14 protein-coding genes and 4 pseudogenes are annotated in these 16,274 nt (G+C 68.2%); 8 read left to right on the top strand and 10 right to left on the bottom strand.

Annotated elements, in window-relative coordinates; genetic code table 11:
• Window positions 1-19 precede the first annotated feature (19 nt).
• Both E1284_RS06565 and E1284_RS41240 read right to left on the bottom strand, forming a co-directional pair.
• Complete coding sequence (locus tag E1284_RS06565; protein ID WP_207923597.1) at window positions 20-2,401, bottom strand: nitric-oxide reductase large subunit; 2,382 nt, start codon at window positions 2,399-2,401, stop codon at window positions 20-22.
• Between the two features lie 1,410 nt (window positions 2,402-3,811).
• On the bottom strand, window positions 3,812-4,072 hold the full coding sequence (locus tag E1284_RS41240; protein WP_165965147.1) for a hypothetical protein: 261 nt from the start codon (window positions 4,070-4,072) through the stop codon (window positions 3,812-3,814).
• Between E1284_RS41240 and E1284_RS41245 the strand changes: the two genes are divergently transcribed.
• From E1284_RS41245 to E1284_RS06580, 3 genes are all read left to right on the top strand, one after another.
• The gene (locus E1284_RS41245) at window positions 4,056-4,688 is read left to right on the top strand and encodes a peptidoglycan recognition protein family protein (protein ID WP_165965148.1); all 633 of its coding nucleotides are present in this window, start codon (window positions 4,056-4,058) and stop codon (window positions 4,686-4,688) included. The two genes, E1284_RS41240 and E1284_RS41245, sit on opposite strands and share 17 nt — an antisense overlap.
• 207 nt (window positions 4,689-4,895) lie before the next feature.
• Window positions 4,896-5,288, top strand: coding sequence for a PadR family transcriptional regulator (locus tag E1284_RS06575; RefSeq protein WP_131938084.1), 393 nt, complete (start codon window positions 4,896-4,898; stop codon window positions 5,286-5,288).
• Window positions 5,285-5,791 (top strand): hypothetical protein, encoded by a 507-nt coding sequence (locus E1284_RS06580; RefSeq protein WP_131938085.1) that lies wholly within the window; start codon window positions 5,285-5,287, stop codon window positions 5,789-5,791. Before E1284_RS06575 ends, E1284_RS06580 begins: the two co-directional genes overlap by 4 nt.
• A 293-nt stretch (window positions 5,792-6,084) precedes the next feature.
• Here the strand turns inward: E1284_RS06580 and E1284_RS06585 are convergent, their stop codons facing one another.
• The 3 genes and pseudogenes from E1284_RS06585 to E1284_RS42940 all read right to left on the bottom strand — a co-directional run.
• A complete protein-coding gene (locus E1284_RS06585) occupies window positions 6,085-9,087 on the bottom strand; it encodes an NACHT domain-containing protein (RefSeq protein WP_131938086.1) in 3,003 nt (1,000 codons plus the stop codon).
• Between the two features lie 170 nt (window positions 9,088-9,257).
• Window positions 9,258-9,623 (bottom strand): annotated as a pseudogene (locus tag E1284_RS06590) (transposase); the annotation flags it as partial.
• Window positions 9,624-9,696: 73 nt separating this feature from the next.
• A pseudogene (locus tag E1284_RS42940) lies at window positions 9,697-10,035 on the bottom strand (hypothetical protein); the annotation flags it as partial.
• Window positions 10,036-10,150: 115 nt separating this feature from the next.
• Here E1284_RS42940 and E1284_RS43935 point away from each other — a divergent pair.
• Both E1284_RS43935 and E1284_RS43940 read left to right on the top strand, forming a co-directional pair.
• A complete protein-coding gene (locus E1284_RS43935) occupies window positions 10,151-10,396 on the top strand; it encodes a hypothetical protein (protein ID WP_424923469.1) in 246 nt (81 codons plus the stop codon).
• On the top strand, window positions 10,282-10,518 hold the full coding sequence (locus E1284_RS43940; RefSeq protein WP_424923470.1) for a tyrosine-type recombinase/integrase: 237 nt from the start codon (window positions 10,282-10,284) through the stop codon (window positions 10,516-10,518). Before E1284_RS43935 ends, E1284_RS43940 begins: the two co-directional genes overlap by 115 nt.
• 462 nt (window positions 10,519-10,980) lie before the next feature.
• Here E1284_RS43940 and E1284_RS06600 read toward each other — a convergent pair whose 3' ends face one another.
• The 3 genes from E1284_RS06600 to E1284_RS06610 all read right to left on the bottom strand — a co-directional run bounded on the left by E1284_RS06600 (window position 10,981) and on the right by E1284_RS06610 (window position 13,397).
• Window positions 10,981-11,640, bottom strand: a complete 660-nt coding sequence (locus E1284_RS06600) for a DUF5701 family protein (RefSeq protein WP_131938087.1) — start codon at window positions 11,638-11,640, stop codon at window positions 10,981-10,983.
• Between the two features lie 228 nt (window positions 11,641-11,868).
• On the bottom strand, window positions 11,869-12,738 hold the full coding sequence (locus E1284_RS06605; protein ID WP_481726174.1) for a Vgb family protein: 870 nt from the start codon (window positions 12,736-12,738) through the stop codon (window positions 11,869-11,871).
• A 2-nt stretch (window positions 12,739-12,740) separates the two neighbouring features.
• Window positions 12,741-13,397 (bottom strand): CatB-related O-acetyltransferase, encoded by a 657-nt coding sequence (locus tag E1284_RS06610; protein WP_131938089.1) that lies wholly within the window; start codon window positions 13,395-13,397, stop codon window positions 12,741-12,743.
• A gap of 150 nt (window positions 13,398-13,547) precedes the next feature.
• On the opposite strand from E1284_RS06610, the gene E1284_RS06615 reads away from it, so the two are divergent.
• A complete protein-coding gene (locus E1284_RS06615) occupies window positions 13,548-14,465 on the top strand; it encodes a LysR family transcriptional regulator (RefSeq protein WP_243714300.1) in 918 nt (305 codons plus the stop codon).
• Between the two features lie 288 nt (window positions 14,466-14,753).
• On the opposite strand, the gene E1284_RS06620 is transcribed toward E1284_RS06615, so the two are convergent.
• Window positions 14,754-15,377: a TetR/AcrR family transcriptional regulator gene (locus tag E1284_RS06620; protein ID WP_165965149.1), complete on the bottom strand. Its 624-nt coding sequence runs from the start codon at window positions 15,375-15,377 to the stop codon at window positions 14,754-14,756.
• A gap of 115 nt (window positions 15,378-15,492) precedes the next feature.
• On the opposite strand from E1284_RS06620, the gene E1284_RS06625 reads away from it, so the two are divergent.
• Together E1284_RS06625 and E1284_RS43820 are read left to right on the top strand one after the other, a co-directional pair.
• Window positions 15,493-15,792, top strand: coding sequence for a hypothetical protein (locus E1284_RS06625; protein WP_131938090.1), 300 nt, complete (start codon window positions 15,493-15,495; stop codon window positions 15,790-15,792).
• A gap of 32 nt (window positions 15,793-15,824) precedes the next feature.
• A pseudogene (locus E1284_RS43820) lies at window positions 15,825-15,995 on the top strand (NADPH-dependent FMN reductase); the annotation flags it as partial.
• Between the two features lie 94 nt (window positions 15,996-16,089).
• Here the strand turns inward: E1284_RS43820 and E1284_RS41250 are convergent.
• Window positions 16,090-16,274: pseudogene (locus E1284_RS41250) on the bottom strand (hypothetical protein); the annotation flags it as partial.

Genomic DNA, 16,274 nt, shown 5'->3' on the forward strand with positions numbered 1-16,274 from the left:
CCCATTCCTTCCGGGCCGCTCAGCTCTGCCCGCCGGTGGCCTGAGGGTGGTCGACGACCTCGGTGAACAGGGCCAGTTCCGCTTCCTGCGGGGCTCCGTCCGCGTCGGGACCGGTGGGGACGGCCGCGGGTTGCGTGGCGCTGCCGCCGCTCTCGCCGGGCACGTGCCGTCCCCGGTGCCGGACGCCCTGCCAGGTCAGCCACAGCAGGGGGAGTACTCCGCCGGTCATGAACAGCACGTCGCCGGGTAGCCGCAGCCATTCGAACAGCGCGTTGGTCGAGTTGCCGATGAACTCCAGGCTGCGGGCGTCGTAGTAGCCGATGTCCACCGAGTGGTAGAGCTGCAGGATCCCGAGCGGCATCAGCGTCGCGAAGGACATCCAGGCCAGGCCCGCGTTCAGTGACCAGAAGCTGATGGAGGCCAGGCGGTCGGACCAGTACTTCTCCGGGACCAGGTAGCGCAGTGCGAAGACCGCGAAGCCGACGGCGAGCATCCCGTAGACGCCCATCATCGCGGCGTGGCTGTGGTTGGCGGTCAGCATCGTGCCGATCTCGTAGTAGGAGACGATCGGCAGGTTGATCAGGAAGCCGAACACGCCGGCGCCGAGGAAGTTCCAGAAGCCGACCGCGACGAGGAACATGACCGCCCAGCGGTGCGGGAAGGGCGTCGGGCTCTTGGACTCCTGCCGCGCTCCGAGCCGGATGAACGTCCACGCCTCGACGGTGAGGAAGGTCAGCGGGATGACCTCGAAGGCGGAGAAGAACGCGCCCAGTGCCAGCACTTCGGCCGGTTCGCCGTTGAAGTACCAGTGGTGCGCGGTCCCGATGACGCCGCCGACGCTGTAGAGGATGATGTCGAGGAAGACCACGCGCAGTGCGATCTTCTCCCTGACCACGCCGAGCAGCACGAAGATGTAGGCGACCATCACCGTGGTGAACAGTTCCAGGAAATCCTCGACCCACAGGTGGACGACCATGAAACGCCAGAAGTCAGAGATGGCGTAGTTGGTGTCGTTGCTGGTCATCAGGCCGGCCGAGTAGACGATCGGGAGCGCCAGCGCGGCGAAGAAGAACAGCCAGGGCAGGTTGCTGCGGTGCTCGCCGGTGAGCCGGTGCCGCATGCCGCGCCACAGGATGACCACCCAGAACGCCATGCCGATGGTGAGGAGGATCTGCCAGAACTTGCCGAGGTCGAGGTACTCCCATCCCTGCATGCCGATCCACTTCCACAGGTCGCCGAAGGCGCCGTGGATGCCGGCGAGTTCGCCCAGCAGCGAGCCGACCACCACGATGACCAGCGCGCCGAGCAGCAGGTACGACAGCTTCGCCTGGCCCTTGGGGTCCCGGCGGCGGGTGATCATCGGGATGAGGAAGATCCCGGCGGCCAGGAAGCTGGTCGCCACCCACAGCAGCGACAGCTGGACGTGCCAGGACCGCATGACGTTGTAGGGCAGCCAGCGGTCCAGCGGGACGCCGAAGAAGCTCTCCAGGTCGGCCCGGTAGTGCTGCGCGGCGGCCCCGGCGAACGTCTGGACGAGGAACATCCCGGCCATCACGAAGAAGAACCAGGCCATCGCCCGCTGGCTGGGCGTCAGCGGCACCGTCCGGGGCTCCTTGAACCGCAGTTCGCGCTGGTCGCGGCCGTGCCAGCCGAGCCAGTTCCAGCGTCCGAACGCGGCGAACAGCGCACCGGTGCCGCCGATCAGGGCGATGAGGCTGATCACGCTCCACACCACGGTGGACCCGGTCGGCGAGTTGCCGACCAGCGGCTCGGCGGGCCAGTTGTTGGTGTAGCTGTACTGCTTGCCGGGACGCTCCACCGATGAGGCCCAGGCGCTCCAGGCGAAGTAGGCGGTCAGCTGCCTGATCTGGGCCGGGTCGGTGATCGCCTCGGGGCGCAGTCCGGTCTTGCCCTGCGGCTGGGCGAAGAACTCGCTGTAGTGCCGGGTCAGTTCGCTGAAGGCGGCCGCCTGCGCGGCGGAGATGGTGAGGGTGCCGGACTCCTCGTCGTAGGAGTTCGTCCGGAAGTCTTTGATCGTCTGCTGCAGCGGTGTGTCGGTCCCGCCGTGGGAGCGGTTGACCAGCAGGGCCGCGCGGTGCAGGTAGTCGGCGGTGAAGTCGGGCCCGAGATAGCCGCCGTGCCCGAAGATCGAGCCGTACTCCATCAGGCCGTTCTTGAGGAAGACGTCCTGACCGGCCATGACGTCGGCATGGGTGAACACGGTTCCGCCGCCGGCCGCGACGGTGCGTTCGGGGATCGGGGGAGTCGACCGGTAGCTCTGGAACCCCATCAGTACCAGGACGAAGAAGCCGAAAGCGGTGATGAGAGCGGCGGCCTGGACCCAGCCGCGGCCGATGAGCGGGTCGCGTCGCTTGACGGGCGGTGCCGGTGACGCTGTCACGGAACCTCCAGTGGGGGGATTTTCACGGCTGGTGCTAGTTTCTACAGATGAAACTGTGAGAAAAACAAGCCGCTGGAAGCCGTCGGCCGAGAGACCTTCCCCACACGACCGTGCAGCCGCAGGTGGCGCCCGAACGGGCTGGACGGGCTCTCGGGCACGTTGTCGACCCGGAGCCTGCGGCTCGTGCACGCGATCCTCAAGCGCGTGATCCGGCAGGCCCAGGCCCGGGACATGGTCATGCGGAACGTGGCCGAGCTGGTCGAAACTCCGAAGGGCACGGCCGGGCGTCCGAGCCGGGCTCTCACCCTGGACCGGGCCCCGGGCCGTTTTGGAGGCGGCACAGTCATCGCAATCGCACGCCTACGTCGCGGTCGGCCTGCCGACCGGCGTCCGCACCGAGGAAGCCCGCGCCTCGATCGTGCCCAACTCAAGGAAAAGGCCGCTGGCCGCCCAATTGTTTCGGTTCCTGAAAAGGTTGTTCCGAGCGAATGTCGATCACTTTGCCGGGTCGCTCGATCGCCAAGAGTCATCTCTTGGTGCGAATGGGTGCACGCTCCCTGATGTAACAGCGCCAGCTGTCGCTGATGTGTCACACCCTCTGCGGTAAGTGCCTCTGACCTGGGGATACTCAACGTTCCGATGCAATGGGAGGCTGTTGCGAAAGGGGCCGGGCCAGTCTTGAGATGGGCGGATATTCGTCGGCGGGATCTGTTAGTGTCCATGCTTTCGCTTTCGGGGGAAGGCAGTGAATGTCGATTGACCGCCAGGGGAGTTCGTCGTGTTCAGAAGTAACCGTGGCCGGGTGGCCGTGGTGTCCGCCGCGGGGGCGGTGGCGGTGGCCGGGGCCGTCGCTTACGGGGTGACGCGCCCAGCCGAGAAGCCGGTCTCGTCCGCGTCGGACATGCGGCCGGTCAAGAGCGAGGTGCACACCCTCGCGCTTTCCGGGCAGGAGAAGGCGGCGTGGGCCAAAGGACGCCCGGCCGCGGGGGTTCCGCGTACCGGGACCGAGCCGTTCAGCATGCTCGGCGTCACCTGGGGCACCGCGCGGGACGGGTTGAAGGGGGCGGTCGCGGTACGGACCCGCTCGGCGGCCACGGGTGCGTGGTCGCCCTGGCGGAAACTCGAGCCCGGCGGTGACGCACCCGACTCCCGCTCCCCGGAGCGGTCCGGATCGCGGGGCGGCACCGCGCCGCTGTGGGTCGGGCCGTCCGACGGCGTCGAGGTGCGTGTCGTGGGCCGAGCCCGGGGCGGCGCGCTTCCCGGCAAGCTGCGGGTGGACCTGGTCGACCCCGGGGACAGGGGCCGCGGCCGCCCATCGCACGCGGGTCCGAAGCAAGTGCCCACTAGGAATCCGCACAATCCGGAGGAGAGCACGACACCTTCGGCATCGCCCACCACGGAACCGGAGGGTCAGCAGCCCACCGTCTCGGCGACGCCCACCCCGTCGGCGAGCCCGACCTCAAGCTCCTCTGCTCCGACGGCGGCGCCCACGCCGACCGCCTCCGAGCCCACCGTCTCGGCGACACCGACGGCCTCGGCCAGCCCGTCCCCGAGCCAGACGCCCACCCCGACGCCGACCACCGCGGAGCCCACCGGCTCGGCCGGCCCCACCGCATCGCAGTCGGCGAGCGCGTCGGCGTCCCCGAGGGAGCCGGTGACCCCGTCGCCCACCGCGACCGCGGGTCCCGCGCCGCGTCCGGCGATCGCGTCCCGGGCCCAGTGGGGCGCGGACGAGTCGCTGGTGAAGGCGGCGCCCGACTACGACCAGGCGGTCAAGGCGGTGTTCGTCCACCACACCGACACCGGCAACGCCTACACCTGCGACCAGTCACCCCAGGTGATCAGGTCGATCTTCACCTACCACGTCACCAGCCTCGGCTGGAATGACATCGGCTACAACTTCCTGGTCGACAAGTGCGGCACCCTGTTCGAGGGGCGCGGCGGCGGCGTCGGCCGCCCCGTGCACGGTGCCCACACCTACGGCTTCAACACCGACACCACCGGTGTCGCCGTGCTCGGCACCCACATCAGCGTGGCGCCTGCCCAGGCGGTGCAGGACACCATCGCCAAGGTCGCCGCATGGAAACTCGGCCTCACCGGCCAGGATCCGGCAGGCAAGGTCACCCTGACCTCCCTGGCCCCCGACGGCACGGGCAAGTACCCCTACGGCACCAAGGTCACCTTCAACGCGATCTCCGGGCACCGCGATGGCTACGCCACCGAATGCCCTGGCGACGCCCTGTATGCCAGGCTCGCGGCCATCCGCACCGCCGCGTCCGAACTGTGACCCTGCCGACACCGGTGTAGGAGCCGGGCCACCCGGCCGGACGAAGGCCGGTCGCCCCGTCCCTGAGAACACAGCGGACGCGGCGACCGGCCACCGTCGAGTCACCACCGGTGGCCTTCCCGGGAACCGGCCATGCCCGCACAACCTGATCTCACCGATGGAACTGCGATCTCCAAGTGCGGCTGGAGTACTAGGTACCTTAATGAGGTGAGCGGCATCGAGAGAGTCACCGTCCCCCTGCTGGACGCCCTCGAAGTCCTGCCGGACGCCCACAGACGACGCCAGTTCGAAGTGCACGGCTGGAACCTCATGCGCACGACCCACCGCGCCGGCCCCACCATCTACCGCGTCCTCGACAGGCTAGAGAACGCAGGGCCCTGGAAAGACGCCAACCCCGACCCGAGTAGACCTAGACGCCGCTTCTACGAACTAACTCTTAACGGCCTCGCTAGAGCCTACGACCTGCTCGAGGCTCGCCGCCCGGCCGCACTGGGGCCTGCCCGTCGACCGCTCGGCAGGTCGGCACCTGGGCCGGCGATCCTGCGGCCGCTCGCGCGCAAGTTCGCGGTTCGACGAGAACTGCCCGGAGGTGAGGCATGACACTGCTCAACTTCGGTCTCGCGGTCGCAGCGGGAGTTCTCGCCACCGAGTGCACGGACATCGCTCCATGGTGCGCAGTCAGGTTGGCGCGCTGGGCCGCCTGCCGACGCTACGCGGGCGATCCGGAGCGCGCTGCTCTTCGTGCGGCCGAACTTGAATCGGTTCTCGCGATGCGACCGACGCGGATCCTCAAGCTGACGACTGCGTTGGCCTTTGCGGCGGACGCAGTGCCCACATCCACGCGTTGGGGCGTGGTGATACAGACGCTCGCCTACATCAAGAACAGGCCTCGCGAGTACCTCGTTCCGCAACTCTGGCTCCTCGCTCCCGTGATGCTCGGTGTCATAGGGGTGATCTTGCTCTTTGACGGCGATGTACCGGTCGGCTTTGCGGTCCTCCTTGCTGGGATGGCGCCAGGGGCGCTGTCACTGCTGGTCATGGACGTGATGGGGGCATCGCGGCGAGCGCGAGAGCTTGCGTCCAGTGAGGCAGGGGAGTCGTAGAGTGCGCAGAAACAGCCTGGAGTGAGTGGTCCGGGGCCCGACCGTATGCTCGGGCCAATGTCGGCCGGCCTATGTTCAGGTCGACGATGGAGTTCTTGACCATCCCGCACCGCCCGGGGCTGATCGCAGTCCGTCGGGGTGCACGCCGACGATGTGCGACCTGTGGCTGAACAACTGGCGGCCGAACAGATCGTGAAGGCAAGGCCGAGGGGGCGCTGAGCAGAATTATCACCGCACCCAGAACAGCCGACCAATCCCCCACCACTACAAGAAATCACGCCGTGGATTCAAGCTCAGAGGTGGAGTCTTTCATTCACCTGATCGAACAGTTGGCGGACCTTCGCGTCGTGGGAATCGTCAAGGCGCAGCCCTTCAAGCGCGGCCAGGTCCTGTGACGTGGCCAGCCCTCGGTGGAGAGAGGAAAGGATGGTCTCTAGCGCGGCCTTCAGGTAGAGGTCCCGCTCCTGCCTCGCGGGGAGCACCGACACGGTCACGACCACTCGCGCTAGGTCCGCAAAAGCGCCGGGGTCCCGCTCGTCCCGGAATCCGGCGACCAGCGCGGCGAGGAGGGCATGGGTCACCGAGACGGCGCGTTCGCCGGGAGCGGCCAGGTTGGCGATCGTGGGGAAGGCCCTCGCGAACGGCTCCATCGAGTGGAGCATGAAGGCGTCCGTCGCACTGCAGAACACGCTGCTCTTGAGCCGGATTTGGAAAGGCTCGTGCGCCGGATCAAAAAGAATGTCGCCGCGCATCTCGTGCTCCGGCGGGATGTTGTACGTCCAGTACAGGTCCGGCGAGTCGGGTTGGTAACCCTCGGTCATGCGGGTGACGCGAATGGTGCGCCTGCTTCCGTCCCACTCTTGATGAAGTGCGATGGTCCTGCAGAGGCCGCCCCATTCCTCGCCAAGGAGTTGGGATCGCCACAGGGTGGCTTGCACGCGCCAGGGAAAGCCCGCGTCCCCTTCCGGGAAGAGTTCCCGTCCGGTGAGCTCGCCGCCGGCCATTACCGCCAGGACCACGAGGTTCATGCTCCAGGCCGCATGCCGCGCCGGGACGGTGGCCGGCCGCGGCCGATATTGATCATGGGTGGAGCCGGGACGCGGATGGAGGGCCCGGCGGTAAAGGTCGAGCAGCAGCCCGGTCAGCGCCTTCCGCCTTGCCGGGTCCAGTTGGGCGAACATGCCCGCCAGGAAGTCGATGATGGGCGCCCGGGCCGTGAGTCCCGCGAAGGACAGGAGCGCATGGAGCAGGTCGTCGTTGATTTGCGGAGCCAGCGGTGACCCGGTCGCCATGGCGGCCTGATCCGCCATGCTGCCGAGGATGCGGGCGACGAGCCGGGCGATGAGGAATTCACCGAACGTCGCGTGCAGAAACTCGTAGGTGTGCAACGGCCGCCCGTCACGGGTCACCTGCGTCTCATGGACGAAGAAGAACCGCCCCACCACGATCTGCGCCGCCGACAAGGGAGCCTGGAGTCCGGCGTCTCCGAACTGAGCGCGCTCCGGTGCGAGCAGCGCGGTGAGGTCCGCGTCCAGGTCGGTGTCGGAGACCCACTGGCTGCGCCGGTTGAACATGGCGAAAGCGACGACCGACAGCCGCAGCAGTTCCTGCTCGACCGCCCGCTCATGCCCCTCGTCGTCCAGGTCGGGAAGCAGCTTGCGGATCTGCCGCCCGGCGAATTCCCGCAGGAGCCGCTCGTAAAGGCCCGTACGGTCGAAGTCCGCCGACCTCTGGTGCAGGGCGTTACCGTCCGCGTCGTACAAGGCGAGCATCAGCAGCAGCAGCGGCTGCTCGGCCAGTTCCCGATGCGCCAGTGCCACGTCGTCCGAAAGGGAACTCAGCCCGCGTCGCCGCAGGGCGGGCTCGTTGAGCTCGCGCCAGTTCGCCAGCCATGTCCTGATCTGCGCGTCGTCGAACGGCTCCAGGCGCGCGACGACGGAACCGTGCGGAATCCTCGCGCGGTCGACCACGGCCGTCCGGCTGGTCACGACGACGGCGACCGGGCGGCCCTGGTCGGCCTCGCGCTCCTGGAAGGCCGTCACCTTCATCAGGAAGTCGGTCTGGGTGACGCCCGTCGCCTGCAGCAGTTCGTCGAAACCGTCCAGGATGACCACGGGAAGCGCACCGGCGCCGGCCTCGACGAGGCGCGGCCAGGACATCCGCTCGCCGGTCGCCTGCCGGACGGCGTCCTCGATGCGGGTCTGCAGATCGTTCTCGGTCGGCGCCTGCCGGAGTTCGACCACGATGGGCAGGAAGTCGTCCGCCGGAAGGCGCGCGGCCAAAATGCGGGTGAGGACCGATTTGCCCGACCCGGGCTGGCCGAGCACCAGCAGCGGCGACGCAACCGCCTCCGGCGAGGTCAGGTAGCCGGCGAAGAAGCGGCTCGGTTGGGCGTAGACCGGAATGTCCGTCCACCAGGAGTCGTGGCTCGGACGCGCCGTGGCGTCCATGACCGCCGCGCGGAGGCGATGGTCGACGTATCCCTGCTCCAGGGTCGGGATCGTCAGGCCGGACGGGATGTCCCCGCCCACCGTGATGGGCCGGTGCAGGGATGCCTGGTAAGAGTGGGACAGCGCGCTCCGGGGTGCACCGGACCGGCCCGTCATGGACGCGAGCAGCCGCTCCAGCTCGGCCATCCCGCTCGCCAGTTCGCTCTGGGCAGCGCGCCTTTCCCAGTGCTCGATCCAGATGCCGAACTCCGGGCAGTCCACCGCCAGTCGGCGCAGCATCTCCTCGTATCTTTCCAGGGCCTGCTCAGGCACGGCCAGGGTCAGTTCGCGGACGTCCTCCCCCGGACCCGCCCTTCCGGGCAGCCCGGCGGCGAACTCGACCAGACTCGTTCCGAGCCGTCCGTAGTACACGAGCAACTCGCGCCGTATCGACTCGTGCGTATGCGATGGTCCAGGCGTGGGCAGCTCCACCCGCGTCAACGCATGGGCCACACCGCGGCGTCCCACGTCCTCGCCGGCTCCGGTTAGCGAGACCTGCTCGCCCGGCTTCAGCCTGACCTGCGGCAGCACGTCCGCGAGTGTCTCGAAGTAGGCCGCCAGGACGATGATCGTGTGCGCCGCCCGCAGCCGCTCGGTACGGGTCAGGCGGTTCAGGCCCCGCAGCCGGTCACCGAGATCGCGGGTGAGCGCGTGCCCCAGCCGCACGGCCTCATCGCGGGCCCCCAGCACATCCAGCCCGGCCCCGGCCAGCCCGAGCCCGGCCAGCCAGTCGAGCAGATTGATCAGCTTGCTCTCGCTTTCCCCGAGCATCCTGACCGCCTCTGCATAACTGATCGGACGCCCCACAAAGCCCTCCTGCAGCTAGAAAGCAATACCGCCATCCTGCTCCCGGCCATCAATCGCCCACCACTCATGACCACCTTCGGCCCCATTCGGCGCCACCGCCTGCACACCAGCGGGTGTGTCAAGTTGACGGGGACTGTCTGAAAGTCTGTGGGTGAGGCGGTGATCGGCTTTCAGTTCAGGGTGATGCGGTCACCGTAGTGCAGCGCCAGGGCGTTCAGCGCGGCCTTCCAGCCGGGGGTTTTGCCGGTGACGTTCGACCGGTTCTTCAGCGGCTGGCGGATGACCAGGTAGAGCACTTTGAGCGCGGCCTGCTCGGTGGGGAAGTGCCCCCGTCGGCGGGTGGCTTGGCGGAACCGGGCGTTCAGGCTCTCGATCGCGTTGGTGGTGTAGATGACCTTGCGGATCTCGGTCGGGAACGCCAGGAACGGGGTGAACGTCGGCCAGGCGTCCCGCCATAGCCGGATGATCGCCGGGTAGCGGTCGCCCCACTCGGCCTCGAACTCGGTGAACCGCTGCTGGGCGGCGGCCTCGGTCGGGCGGCCCGCGGGGGCATCCAAGCCGCCCGGGCGGACGCCGGACGTGACTTGGCGGCGTAGTAGGTGGACGGTGCGGTCTTGGTGCCGTGCGCAGACAGCACCCGGCAGATCGGCTCAGGATCTCGTTCGCCCGGCGCAGCTCGGCTGATTCCTCGGTCGTGGTCCCCGGCCGGGCGCCGGCGTCGACCTTGGCCCGACGCACCCAGGACCGCACCGTCTCGGTCGAGGTGACTCATGCTTGGCCGCGACCGCCTTCATCGCCGACCACTCACCGTGGTAGTCCGGACGGACCTCGGCCACCATCCTGAGCCGCGCGCCTGCGCAGCTCAGGGGATAGGGGGACGGACGTGCCATGACTCGATCCTCTCAGGGAAACGAGCCTCCATCCGACCCGGGGCGCTTCAGAGTCCATTAACGAGCGACTAACAAACGATCATTCGGGGGAGTGACGTTGGGGTACGCGTTCAAACGCATCGACCGCCACGGCAAGCCGCGCCTACAAGCACGTCATGCCCGAGTTCGGCGCGATGCGGATGATGGACATCCTGCCCGAGCACGTCCGCGCCTGGATCAAGCGCATGAAGAAGAACGCAGCCCCCGCGAACCCCGCCGACGCGAGACCGACGGCCACGTCCCCGCCAACTGGTTCCCCAACCGGATCTGGAAGCCCGCCCTCAAGAAGGCCGACTCGGACCCGAAGGTCCGCATCCACGACCTCCGCCACACCCACGCGTCCTGGCTCCTGGCCGGCGGCGCCGACCTTCAGGTCGTGAAGGAATGCCTTGGCCACGGATCCATATCCACCACCGAGCGCTACCTGCACACCCTTGACGACGCCGACGACACCGTCCTCGCCGCCTTCGACAGGATTCGCAGCCGCCGTCGCACCGACTGACGAACTGAACGTTCTGCTTGAAGCGGGCCGAACAAGGAGACGCCAAGCGGAAGCGATCGTCCGCTATGTCTGTGTCATCCTGCAGCGATGATGAGTTGCGCAACCTCCGAATTAAAAGTTCGAAATCGTGAGATCAGGGCGGCACTCTCAGTGTTATTGCGTGCCGTTCTTTCCGCATGAATCCCTATTCGCGCGCTGTTTTATGTCGCCGCGTCCCGATCTGATTCGAGACTGCCGAGCCGTCAACGAGCCGCCACGACCATTAACGATGATTGGGCTTCCTCGTCGGCGGCGCCGCTCGACCTGCGCAAGTGGGTGTTCGGGTATGTGCAGGTGTAGCAGGTCGTCAACCTCCGGGGAGGACGATCATGTCGGCGGCGAAGGTGAGCCGGGGACTGGCCGGCGGAGTCGCCCTCGGCAGCGGCGATCGAGTATCGCCGCGCGCTACCTGACTCGTCCCTCTCAAACGCTGTCGCGGTGGGCGGCGGAGGCCATTCCGAGCCAGGTGTGGGGGTTGCGTTCCCAGCACCAGCCGAGTTTGGGGGCGTTCTTGCTGATCCATATCGCCGGGACGCGGCGGTCGCCGCAGCGTGATCCGCCCAGGGAGTAGCATTTGTTCTTGACCAGGACCTCTGGGAACTGGGTGGTCATGGCTATGCCCTCCTCGATGGTGAGCAGGGTCCTTTCCCGGGCGCCGATGGTCTCCATGGCGTCGTTGGGGATGGCGCCGCAGAACTCCTCGCCGCGTTCGATGTCGAACAGCAGGTAGACCGGCTGGTCGGGGAGGTCGGCCTCCTTGATGGCGACGAAGCGTTCGAGGGATCCAGGTTCGAAGGAATGGTCGACGAAACCGGTCTTGGCCTTTCCGTGCAGGGTGGTGCGCGGCATCATCTGCTCGATCGGGACGACCTGGCGCTGCACCACCAGCAGGAAGGGCAGTCGGCCGGCATCGGGCTCGCAAGCGAGCTTCCCGGCGTTCACGGCGACAGGCCGCAAGGGCGTGACCAGGGCGCGGAACTGCTCTGGGGTCATGCCGGCCATGGCCGGGTATTCGCGCTCGACCAGGTTGTGGACCTGCCGGTCGAATTCTGCGCCCGCGTCGAAGGTCGTCTGCGGTGTCATGAGGTCCTTTCGTAAGAGCCGGCGGTTCAGAGATCTGGGGCCGGGAGAGTCCGATGGCGCGGCCCGCCGCGTCTTCGGGCACCGCCCCGTCCAGCAGGGGGGCTCGCTCCTATGAGGGCGGCTGGCGAGTTCGGGGGAGTCCTCGGAAGAACTGCGCCGATTCGTTGCAATCCCCGGCGGCGATGATGGTGTGGTTGAGCTTGACCGGTACGCCTGCCTGTCTCCTGTTCATCGGGTGATGCGGGCGAGGGCGCCGGTTTCCAGCGCCGCCCACAGGGCGCCGTCCGGGCCGAGGGTGATGCCGTGGGGTTCCGAGCGGGGGGTGGGCAGGTCGTACACCTGGATCAGGCCATCGCCGGTGATGGAGCCGACGCGATTGCCGCCCCACTCGGTGAACCACTGCTCACCGTTGGGGCCGGGCGTGATGGCGTGCGGCCGGGCGGTCCGGTCGGGCAGCGCGAACTCGGTCACCCGCCCGTCGGTGGTCATCCGGCCGATCTGCCCGGCGGCGATCTCGACGAACCACACGCAGCCATCGTGTCCGGCCGCGATGCCCACCGGCGCTGCGGCCTCGGTCGGCAGGGGGTGGACGGCGATCGCCCCGTCCATGCCGATCCGCCCGATCGCGTTGGCCTGATTCAGGGTGAACCACATCCCGCCGTCCGTACCGGCGGTGATCGCGGAGGGGAACGCGCCGGTGGCGGGGAGCGGGAACTCGCTGACCCGGCCTTCGGTGGTGATCCGGCCGATCCGGTCGGCGGCGGTCTGGGTGAACCACAGCGCGCCGTCGGGTCCGGTGGCGATGCCGTACGGGCCGCAGCGGGGGGTGGGCAGCGGAAACTCAGAGACCGTGCCGTCGGGGGCGATCCGGCCTATCCGGTGCGCCTGGTACTCGGTGAACCACAGCGCCCCGTCCGGCCCGGTCGTGATGATCGTCGGCCCGCACGCAGGATCGAGCCGGTGGATGCCGGGCTCCTGGCCGGGGAGGAGCCGGCCGATACCGCCACCGCGGACGAGCGTGAACCACAGCGCCCCGTCCGGCCCGGTCGTGACGGCATACGGGCCGCCGCTGCGGTCGGCTACGACGTGTTCCCTGATGATCAACGGTCTTCTCCGCGGCGGTGCTGGGCGGCGATGCGTTCGATGTCGGCGGGGGTGCCGGCCATGATGGTGCGGACGTGCTCGGTGATCAGGCCGGTGGGCCAGTCCCACCAGGCGGCATGGCGGAGCCGCTCCACGTCGGCGTCGTCGAAGCGCCGCCGGATCTGGCGTGCCGGGTTGCCGCCCACGATCGTGTACGGCGGCACGTCCGTCGTGACGACCGCGCCGGCCGCGATGATGGCTCCGTCGCCGATCCGCACGCCGGGCATGACGACGGACTGGTAGCCGAACCACACGTCATTGCCGACGACGGTGTCGCCCCGGCTGGGCATCTCGGTGACGATGTCCAGGGTCTCCTCGGCCCACTGGCCGCCGAACATGGTGAACGGAAATGTGGACACGCCCATCGTCGGGTGCTCGGCGCCGGCCATCAAGAACCTGGTTCCGGTCGCGATCGCGCAGTACTTGCCGATGACCAGCCGCTCGGGCCCGTAGGCGTAGAGCACGTTGCGGTGCTCGAAGTCGGTCGCGTGGTCGGGATCGTCGTAGTAGGTGTATTCGCCCACGGTGATCGCCGGCGAGCTGACCAGTGCTTTGAGGAACACCACCCGGCGGTGGGCCGGCAGCGGGTGAACGGTGGTCGGGTCGGGAGACAACGAGAGTCCTTCGCAGATCGGTCGGGTTCGCCACGTCCTGGGCGGCGCGGCGCAAGCGGCGGCCCGGGCGCGTTGAACGGGTCCCACTCTCCGCCAAGGACCGGTCTTGATCAACGTGGACTTCGTAAACTGATCGATAACCCGGCTGTTATGGATCGGAACGAGGCGCGAGTGGAGCTGCGGGACATCGAGATCTTCCTGGCCCTGGCCGAGGAACTGCACTTCGGCCGCACCGCCGAGCGGCTGCACGTCTCCCAGGCCCGCGTCAGCCAATCGATCAAGAAGCAGGAGCGCCGCATCGGCGCTCCGCTGTTCGACCGCACCAGCCGCAAGGTGCGCATCACCCCCGCCGGAGAACACCTGTACCGGGAGCTCGGCGCCGGCTACCGCCAGATCATGGACGGGATCGAAGCGGTGTCCGCCGCCGCCCGCGGCACCTCGGGGACGCTGACCCTGGGCGCCATGGGCCCGCAGGCCTGGATGATCCAGGAGGCCGTGGAGCTGTTCCGGACCCGTTACCCGGCCGCCCGGATCCGCCACCGCGACATCAACCCGATCGATCCACTCTCCCTGCTCCGCTCCGGCGAGATCGACCTCGGACTGCTCTGGCTGCCGATCCGCGAACCCGATTTCACCGTCGGCCCGGTCACGCACACCTCCGCCCTCATGCTCATGGTCGCCGACACCCACCCCTTCGCCGGGCGCGAATCGGTCTGCCTGGAGGACTTCGGCGACTGCACCTTCATCTCGCCCAAGTCCGCGGTTCCGGCATACGTCGAGGAGGTCTTCCAGCCCTCTCACACCCCCGCCGGCCGCCCCATCCGGCGCGGGCCGCAAGTCGCGAGCTGGCACGACCAGTTGACGGCGGTCAGTTCCGGGCAGGCCGTCGCCGCGACCGTGGTCGAGGCCGCCCGCTTCTACCCCTGGCCCAACCTGGTCTACGTCCCCGTCCGCGACGCCCCGCCCTGCCGATGGGCTCTCGTCTGGCGCACCGTCAACGCGGCCCCGCTCCTGCGAGCCTTCGCCCAAACCGTCCGCGACCTCGACACGTCCAGCGTGCAGGAATGACCCGGCCACCACCTACGGCCAAGAGTGCTCAGGTTTCGGGGAAATACGTGGGAGGACGCGGGGCCCGGACCAAGCCGGCGATCCGCCACCGAGCCGCCATCTCGTCCCACTCGGGCACGCCCGCCAGCACACGGAGCCAGCCCCCCCGCCCGGGCAGTGCGGGAGCGCTCAGACGCAGCCAACAGCGGTATCGATCGAAACGGAGCCCTTGTGGGCGCGTAGACCAAGATGTCCGCCCGGCACTCCTTGACCCGTCTCACCGACTGCAACGGTCACTGCCGGTCACGGTCACACGGGGCGGCACAGAGCGTGCTCGGCGGCGTAGGCCAGCAGGGTGGCGACGGTGGCGGGAGACATTGATCGTCCTGTGAACAGCAGGTCGAAGGCGTCGAAGCTGGTGTGGAGCCACAGTAGGTGACCGGCCTGGTCGACGGTGACCCCATCGCGGAGTGCGCCTTGGTCGTGGAGGCGCTGGGCCAGATCGTTCATGCCCTGGGTACGGCCGTCCTCAAGGCGGCGCACGGTGCCGCCGACGGCGTCGGCGTCGAGTTGCGCCATGGAGAACAGGGCGCGAAGTACGTCTCGGTGCGCGGCGTACATGTGCACGTTGGCGGTGATCCCGTCGCGGAGCCCGCGCCGGGCCTCGGGTTGCAGGACGGCGGTGACCATGTCGGTGAAGCCGCCACGGTGGAGCAGATCCATACCGAGCGCGTTGAACAGGCCCGCGCGTGATCCGAAAACGGTGTAGATCGTCGAGCGGGACACCTCGGCGAGCTGGGCGACCTTGTCCATGCTGACCTGCTCGGAGGGGGCGTCGACGAGGCGCTGGTAGACGGCGTTCAGGATGCGTCGCCGGGTCTGATCGGCGGCCTTGGCCCGCAGCCGCTGCTCGTACTTACGGGTAGGGGGCATGCCTCTGAGTCTACCGCTTCGCTTGACAGCACGTCCTATGAAAGACAGCATGTCCAGCGAAAGACAGGTTGTCCGACGAAAACAACCAGTGCCGTCGTGCCATTAGGAGTCCGCAATGCGCGTGATGATCCGCTACGCCGTCAAGCCGGAGCTGGTCGACCACAGCCTCGAGTTGCTGCGACAGGTCTATTCGGACCTGGAGAGCAGCCGACCGCCGCGACTGCGCTACGAGACCTTCCGTCTGGAGGGCACCGACCAGTTCATGGCCATCATCGAGTCCGACGGTGGCCCGGCCGAGGCCGCCCACCACCACCTGCTCTCCTTCCAGCGTTACCGGACCGCGCTGAACGAGATCTGCACCCAGCTGCCGTCCGTGACCCATCTGGAATCGGTCGGGGCCTACCAGTTCCGGTGAACCCCCCCGCCACTCACCCAAGGAGACCCTTGGTGATCCGTATCGCCCTCGTTGTCGGCAGCACCCGCCCCGGCCGCCGTGGCATCGCCGTGGCCCGCTGGGTCCTTGACACCGCTGCCACTCACCCGGCCGTCGCCGACGGCCGCGCCAGCATCGACATCCTGGATGTGGCCGGCTTTGATCTGCCGATGCTGGACGAGCCGGTCCCGACCGCCTTCGGCACCTACGCCCACTCCCACACCCGCCGCGGTCCCAGGCGGTCGCGGCATCGGAGCCTGTCAAACTCGTTGAGACAGTTCAGGCTGCGGGTTGGGCCTGGTTGTTCTCCTGGTTCTTGTCCTTGGGTGGTTCGTTTATCCAGGCCTTGTCGGGCAGTTCGGGCGGGACGGGCCTGGTGTGGAACCGTTCGGGGTTGGCGGTGTAGGCGGCGGCCAGTACCTTGCAGCGGCGGTCTCGGATCTTGGTCGCGGTGCCGTCATGGA

Origin of the sequence: Actinomadura bangladeshensis (assembly GCF_004348335.1) — a bacterium.
Lineage (GTDB): Bacteria > Actinomycetota > Actinomycetes > Streptosporangiales > Streptosporangiaceae > Spirillospora > Spirillospora bangladeshensis.

Coding starts and splice junctions, on each gene's coding strand:
- E1284_RS06615 (WP_243714300.1), top strand. CDS start 13,548: ATGGATCGGAACGAGGCGCGAGTGGAGCTGCGGGACATCGAGATCTTC.
- E1284_RS06620 (WP_165965149.1), bottom strand. CDS start 15,377: ATGCCCCCTACCCGTAAGTACGAGCAGCGGCTGCGGGCCAAGGCCGCC.
- E1284_RS06625 (WP_131938090.1), top strand. CDS start 15,493: ATGCGCGTGATGATCCGCTACGCCGTCAAGCCGGAGCTGGTCGACCAC.
- E1284_RS06580 (WP_131938085.1), top strand. CDS start 5,285: ATGACACTGCTCAACTTCGGTCTCGCGGTCGCAGCGGGAGTTCTCGCC.
- E1284_RS06600 (WP_131938087.1), bottom strand. CDS start 11,640: ATGACACCGCAGACGACCTTCGACGCGGGCGCAGAATTCGACCGGCAG.
- E1284_RS43935 (WP_424923469.1), top strand. CDS start 10,151: ATGCGGATGATGGACATCCTGCCCGAGCACGTCCGCGCCTGGATCAAG.